Raw genomic sequence first — 6,533 nt, 5'->3', positions numbered from 1 at the left:
CACCACATCGAGATCGTCCAGGGTGGCGGCGAGCCGGCACGCGACCGCCTCGTAGTCGTCGTCCGCGAACAACGCGAGCGCCATCACGAAGTAGACCGCGACCCGCGGCGGGATCGTCGTGTCGGAACGCCGGGCACCTCTCCCGGTCGCCTCGANCGCCNCATCAACCGCGTCCCGCGAGACGAACGACGTCAGGACCCCCAACGANATCCAGTCCGTCAGCTGGCTACCCGTGTCCGTCACAGCCCAGGATCATGCCGTCAACCCGGCAGANCCACCCGAACCGACACACCACAGCCAGCCAAGATCCAAATAGTGGAAGTGGCATTGCCCGGAGCCCGCAAGCCCCCCTGACGCTTGAGGCCTTCCCTGGCGAAGCAGCTGCAGTGAAGGTCGGGTCGCCAGGCGGCCTCGACGCCGGCGGTTTCGGCGCCAAGGCCGCCGGTGCCGCCCGACCTGAGAAGCAGGCAGGTTAGACGAGTTCAGCCGCTGTCAGGCGACCTGTCGACTAACCTTGATCGACACCAAATATCCGACTCACCAGCCCGTCAGTAGTTCTTCTTCACGTATTCGTAGGTCTTCTCGAAGAGCACGCCAGTGACGGGCAGGCTGAAGTCCTTAAGTGTGGAGCGGATGGCCCTGCGCACCTCCCGGTCGCCGCGGTCGGAGCTGGTCCAGCCGGTGTAGGAGACCTCAACGACGATCTGGTCGATCCGTAAGGCGATGTCGGGCACGATCTTGTGCAACCCAGCAGGGGTGTTCTGCTCGACGATCTGTGTGAGTGCCCCGATCTTTGGGTCGTAGAGACGCCCGTCTTCGGCGAGCGTGCCTTCCTCGGCTGCGCGGTCGGCAGCGACGACGTCGTGGGCGACCTGGAGCGCGTCCTCGAGGAACTGCAGCGACTCCTCGACCGAGGTGATGGTGCGCTGCCGCAGCTTCTCGATCCGCTCGGCCAGGCTCTTGTACGCCGAGGACTCGATGTCCTGGCCGAGCCTGCGCTTGAGCCGGGCCTCGACGGAGTCGAGGATCTCCTCCACGATCTGCCCGGCAGCCTTCGGGTCGGGCACGGGCAGCGGTACCTGGAGCGACTCGGCGATCTTCTTGATCAGCGTGATCCCGGCCGCGTCCAGGGTGACGTTCCGAGAAACCAGCGGCTTCACCGAGATGTCACCCATGTGGGCGTGGATCAGCGCCTCGGTCTTCGCGCCGAGCTTGGCCCACAGCAGCCCCTTGTCGAGCCCCTTGGGCTGGATCGACGCATACAGCTTCGCCAGCCACAGATACGTGCTCTGGAACGGCGCCAGCATCGGGTTGGGGTCGAGGAACTCCCAGATCCGCTGCACCGCGGTGAACGTCTCCACGAACGTGGTCCGCGCCTCGCTGCCGACCGGGATCCGCTCGTGCGCTTCGGCCAACGCGGTGAACGACGCATCACGCGTGTCGATCCCGTCGAAGAACGAGGTGAGCACGGTCATGTCGGTCATGAAACGCCCGACCAGGCTGGCCACGTCGTGCACGGTCGGCTTCTCGGGCTCTGTTCCGTCCTTCGTCTTGGGGCCGAGCAGCGCGTCGCCGATGGCCTTGGCCAGGCCGATGTAGTCGACGACCCGGCCGTACTCCTTGCGTTGTCCGGTCAGCGGGTTCTTCCATGGCCGGTTGGGACGGGTGATGGTCTGGAACAGGTTGGCCGCTTTGAGCGGCTTGTCGAGGTAGAGCACGGCCTCGATCGGCGCGTTGAACCCGGTCATCCACTTCGCGGTGACGACCACGAACGAGAGCGGGTCGTCGACCTTCTTGANGCGTCGCTTGAGCCGTTCCTCGGCCTCGTCGGNGAGCAGGTACTTCTTGTACGCCGACGGGGTGCTCTTGGAGTTGTCCACGTGCATCACCACGCCGACCTCACGCAAGGCGCTGGACCCGTCCGGCAGTGTCATCGTCGCGGCGCGGCGGTCCAGTTCGGCCTGGATCGCGGTCGCGTACGCCACCACCAGCTCCTGGTTGTACGCCACGACCTGCGCCTTCTGCCCGAGCGGAGCCACGTAGGTGAGGTAGTGGTCGACGATGTCGGCGCAGACCGAGGCGACCCGCTCGGGGTTCTTCAGGATGGTGGCGATATGGCTGGCCTTGCCGGAGAGGTACTCCTTGGCCTCGTCGTCGAGCCCTTCGTCGTCGGCGAGCTCCTCGAACGCCTCGTCGAGCTGCTCCTTGCTCAGCTCGAACTTCACCGACCGGCCTTCGACGATGACGGGCTTGGTGAACCCGTCGGCGATCGAGTTCTCCATCGTGTACCGCGACAGCACCAGGTCGGGGTCCTCGGGGTTGCCGAAGAGCTTGAACGTGTCCCGTTCACCGGCTTTGACCGCGGTGCCGGTCATCCCGAAGAACGTCGCGTTCGGCACCGCCTTCCGCCACGCCTCGCCGAGCGTGCCCTCCTGGGAGCGGTGGGCCTCGTCGACAAGCACGATGATGTTGGACCGGTCGGTGAGGAGACCGGCCTCGGCGAACTTGTGCGGCGTGGTCACCACCACCCGCGGCCCGGGCTTCTTCAGCACGGTCCACAGCGACTGCTTGGTCTTCGGCACCTCAAGGGTCGGCATCCCGGCGGTGCGGAACATCTCCGCGGTCTGCCGGACCAGGTCCTTACGGTCCGCGATCACGATCACCGTCGGCGCCCCGACCTGCGGGTCGCGCAACAGCCGCGAGGCGGTGAACGCCATCAGCTCGGTTTTGCCCGACCCCTGGTGATGCCACACCAGTCCGCCGCCACCTTGGGCGTTCCTGGAACCGGCGAGCACCTTGTCATGGATCGCGACCGCGGCCTCGACCTGCGGATAGCGAGGCAGAAGCTTCACATCCTGCTCCGAGGCATCCCGGGCATGCCGGTACATGGCGAAGTCCCGCAGGATCGCCAGCACCATCGCCGGCGTTAGCAGAGTCCGGGCATCCCGTTCGACCCGCGCCGGCCCGGACAGGTTCGGGTCACCACCGGTCTCACCCCACGGCGCCCAGAACTCGCTCTCCGGATCCGGCTCGGCGCGCACCGGCGCCATCCGTAACTCAAGTCCCTCGGTCGCCACGTTGAACACGTTCGGCGCGAAGAACTGCGGATATTCCACCTCGTAGACATCGTAAAGATCCTTCGCCGCGTTGAACCACGACACCGTCTGCTTCACCGGCGTCTTCGTCTCCACCACCACGAGCGGGAACCCGTTGACGTAGTAGACGACGTCGAACCGCCGCGCCTCGTGCCCGCCCTTGATCGTCACCTCATCGGCCACGACCAGCCGGTTGGCCTCCGGGTCGTCGAAGTCGATGAACCGCCGCGGCACATGCTTCCCAGCCACCGTCACGAACGGCCGCTGCCCGCGCAGGATCACCGTCAGCGCCTCGTTGGCCGCGACCAGACCATTGGTGGCGTCGAGCATCGCCCGGTGGACCTCGGCGATCACTATATCGGTCGACTCCTCGTCGTTGACCAGGCCAGGGCTGTGCCGAAGCAGGGCGTCCCGCACCCACGACTCGACTATGACCTCGTGCTCNGCACGCGGCAGATCGGTGCCAGATATGTGTTCCCACCCGGCATCCTGCGCCCACTCCAGTAGAGCCGCTTGGATCGTCGAAGCCTCGCTCCAGCCCATGCGCTACGCGACCTCCCCCAAGAAGCGATCGTACGCCTCGGCGATCTCGGTCTCCTGCGTCAGCAAAGAGGTCAGCAAGCTCGCTCTCAGGGTGAGGGTCCGCTCATGCTCCCTCCACACCTCTCGAGCTACCTGACGCGCGGACATCACGGTGGCGGCGATCCGCTGCTGAGCGCTCCGCTCTGGGACGGGGATGGGTGTGGCACGAATCTTGCTCTGACTGATATTGAACATCGACGCGCTCGTGCCGGTCGCAGAACCCGTCAGATGGTCTCGCGCAGAAGCGAGGCTCATGGCAACTACCAGGAAATCCGGGTCCAAGTCGGGGCCAGGNGTGAGCCGAAGTGTCTTGTCGGAGAGAAAAAGCCCACCACGCACGTCTTCGGGAACTCTACAGACCGCGCCGACCTTCTGTGGGGTATTCGCGCGGGTGATGAGGACGTCACCTGGCCGAACCCTGGAGGAAAATGGCAGCGCCGTGTCCAGCAGCAAAGCTTTGGACTCGCCAGGAAGGAACTCGAATGGTGTCACAGCGCTGACTTTGAGGACGCCTTCCTCGGAAGCCGTCGGTGCAACGTTGGTCGTCTGCGGGCTCTTGCCTCCATCGATCTTGACGATGTGTCTGTCCGCGGGGACCCGCTCGACGTCGCGCAGTAGGTCCTCCGCCAAGGCAGATCCCAGCCCCTCGCCCTGCAAGGCTTCGCTGGCCAGCCCGGCGATCGTGGCGTCTACAGACGAGACGAGGTCGACGATCCGGCGCTGCTCGTCCAGCGGTGGAACCCTGATGGGGATCGCAGCGAAGGAAGTGTCGTTAACGGTCTTCCGACGTAGAACAGTTCCAGTAGCCCGGGCCTGCATCTCCCCCCAGAACCTAGGCGTCTGAAAGACAAGGCGTAGGTATTCAGGTAGCAAGNCTCGCGCGACCTCGTAGGTCAGGAACACCCCGGACACGTGAGCGCCGTCATGTGTTGATGTTGCGACGCCTACGGGGCTCTCGAAGGCCGTGATTGTCCGCAGGACGACATCGGCTGTTCGGACCCTGTACAGGGTCGAGTAATTCGTCTCTCCTCCGACGAAGGAATTTTTTGGGCCGAGGCCTTGACCGTCCTTGAGTACCGAGACTGCGCGGTACTCGACTCCTGGTTCGACTGTCACTCTTCGCCGTACTCTGCGAAGGTGCTGACCAAAGGTGGACTCTGGCCACTCAGCCATCGGCCACCCCGAAGGCGGTCAAGTCGATCCCGGCAGCGGTGAGCCGCTCGAACATCGCGGCCTCAGCTGCGATGCGCTGTGCGCGAGCATCGGCGTACGCCACTAGCGCCGTGCCGAGATCAACCGCTTCGCCTGCGGTCTTGGTGATGTAGCGGCCGATGTTGAGGTCGAAGCCGTTGGCCTTAAGCTCGTCGAAGTCGGCGACGTGGACGTACGCGCTGGGCTCGGGGCCGTCGGCGGCGAGCTCGGTGCGGTAGGCATCGGTGAGGGCCTTGATGTCGTCGTACGACATGGTGTTCTGGTTCTTGCCCTTGGCGAACCGTTCGGAGCCGTCGATGAAGACGACTTTGTCCTTGCGGTCGGCGGGCTTCTGGCGGCGGAAGACCAGGATGCAGGCCGGGATCGAGGTGGAGTAGAAGAGGTTCGGCGGGAGGCCGATGACGGCTTCGAGGAGGTCTCGCTCGATCAGGGACTGGCGGATCTTGGCCTCGGCGCCGCTACGGAAGAGGACGCNGTGGGGCATGACGACGCCGACGCGGCCGGTGCCGGGCCTCATCGAGGCGACCATGTGCTGGACGAAGGCGAAGTCGCCGTTCTTCGCCGGCGGTACGCCGCCGATGGCACGAGGATCGGAGGCCCACTGGTCGGCGCCCCAACTCTCCAGGGAGAACGGGGGATTGGCGATGACCACGTCGAACTGGGTCAGCGCGCCCGAGGGCTTCTTGAAGAGTGGCTTGCGCAGGGTGTCGCCGCGCTTGATCTCGAAGTCCTCGATCTCGTGGAGGAAGAGGTTCATCTTCGCGATCGCCGAGGTGGTCAGGTTGACCTCCTGGCCGTACAGGCGCAGGGTGCGATGGTCCTGGGCGGACTCGCGCACCTGGTTGATAGTGGCCACCAGCATGCCGCCGGAGCCGCAGGCCGGATCGTAGATCGTCTCGCCGGGCTCGGGTCGCAGGATGGCGACGAGGAGGTCGACCACCTCGCGCGGGGTGAAGAATTCGCCGGCCTTCTGGCCGGAGACGTCGGCGAACTTCTTGAGCAGGTACTCATAGCCGGCGCCGAGTAGGTCGTGGCTGACCGTGGACGGGTCGAGCGGGATGTCGTCGAATGCCTTCACCAGCCCGCGAAGAGCCGAGGGCGGCAGCCGCTCCTCGTTACCCCAGGAAGCGTCGCCGAAGATCCGGACGAGGGTCCTGGGGTTGGCCTGCTCGATGCGCTGGAACGCCCTCGCAACCGCGTCGCCGAGGTTGGCCTGGGTCTTGGTGACCACCGACCAGCGGGTGTTCCTCGGGAGCTTGAAGCGGTGGTAGTCGGCTTCGATCTCGTTGGTCAGCTCCTCGCCATACTCCTTGACCGCCTGCCTGTGCTCGTAGTCCCAGGTGTCGCTGATCCACTTCCAGAACAGCATCGGGAACACGTACGTCTTGTAGTCGGCCGCGTCGACGGGGCCGCGGAGTGCGTTAGCGGCAGCCCACAGCCGCGACTCAAGGTCGGTCTGTGTGATCACAGGCGGATGGGATCCTTCGTCGTGATGGCACTACTCCGATCATGCTGACGTTGCGCAGTGGTCGGACCGATCACGTACCGATCAGCCGATCGAACTTGTCGACCTTGTCTCGCTGGTCGGGCGATGTCGGGCGAAGCCCGGCTAGGAACTCATGAATCGTGACCGCCACCGCGCCA

3 protein-coding genes are annotated in these 6,533 nt (G+C 65.2%); all 3 read right to left on the bottom strand.

Going from position 1 to position 6,533, the window contains the following annotated elements; genetic code table 11:
- A partial coding sequence (locus CED_RS15635) for a transposase domain-containing protein (RefSeq protein ID WP_035911804.1) occupies positions 1–243 on the bottom strand: 243 nt, incomplete at its 3' end.
- A gap of 305 nt (positions 244–548) precedes the next feature.
- A complete protein-coding gene (locus CED_RS15630; protein WP_035911801.1) occupies positions 549–3,638 on the bottom strand; it encodes a type I restriction endonuclease subunit R in 3,090 nt (1,029 codons plus the stop codon).
- Positions 3,639–4,842: 1,204 nt separating this feature from the next.
- The gene (locus CED_RS15620; RefSeq protein WP_035911799.1) at positions 4,843–6,357 is read right to left on the bottom strand and encodes a class I SAM-dependent DNA methyltransferase; all 1,515 of its coding nucleotides are present in this window, start codon (positions 6,355–6,357) and stop codon (positions 4,843–4,845) included.
- Positions 6,358–6,533: the final 176 nt, after the last annotated feature.

Source organism: Frankia sp. CeD (assembly GCF_000732115.1).
Classification (GTDB): Bacteria; Actinomycetota; Actinomycetes; order Frankiales; family Frankiaceae; genus Frankia; species Frankia casuarinae.
The sequence above is the reverse complement of the archived record's forward strand: the minus strand, read 5'-3'. Positions and strand labels throughout refer to the sequence as shown.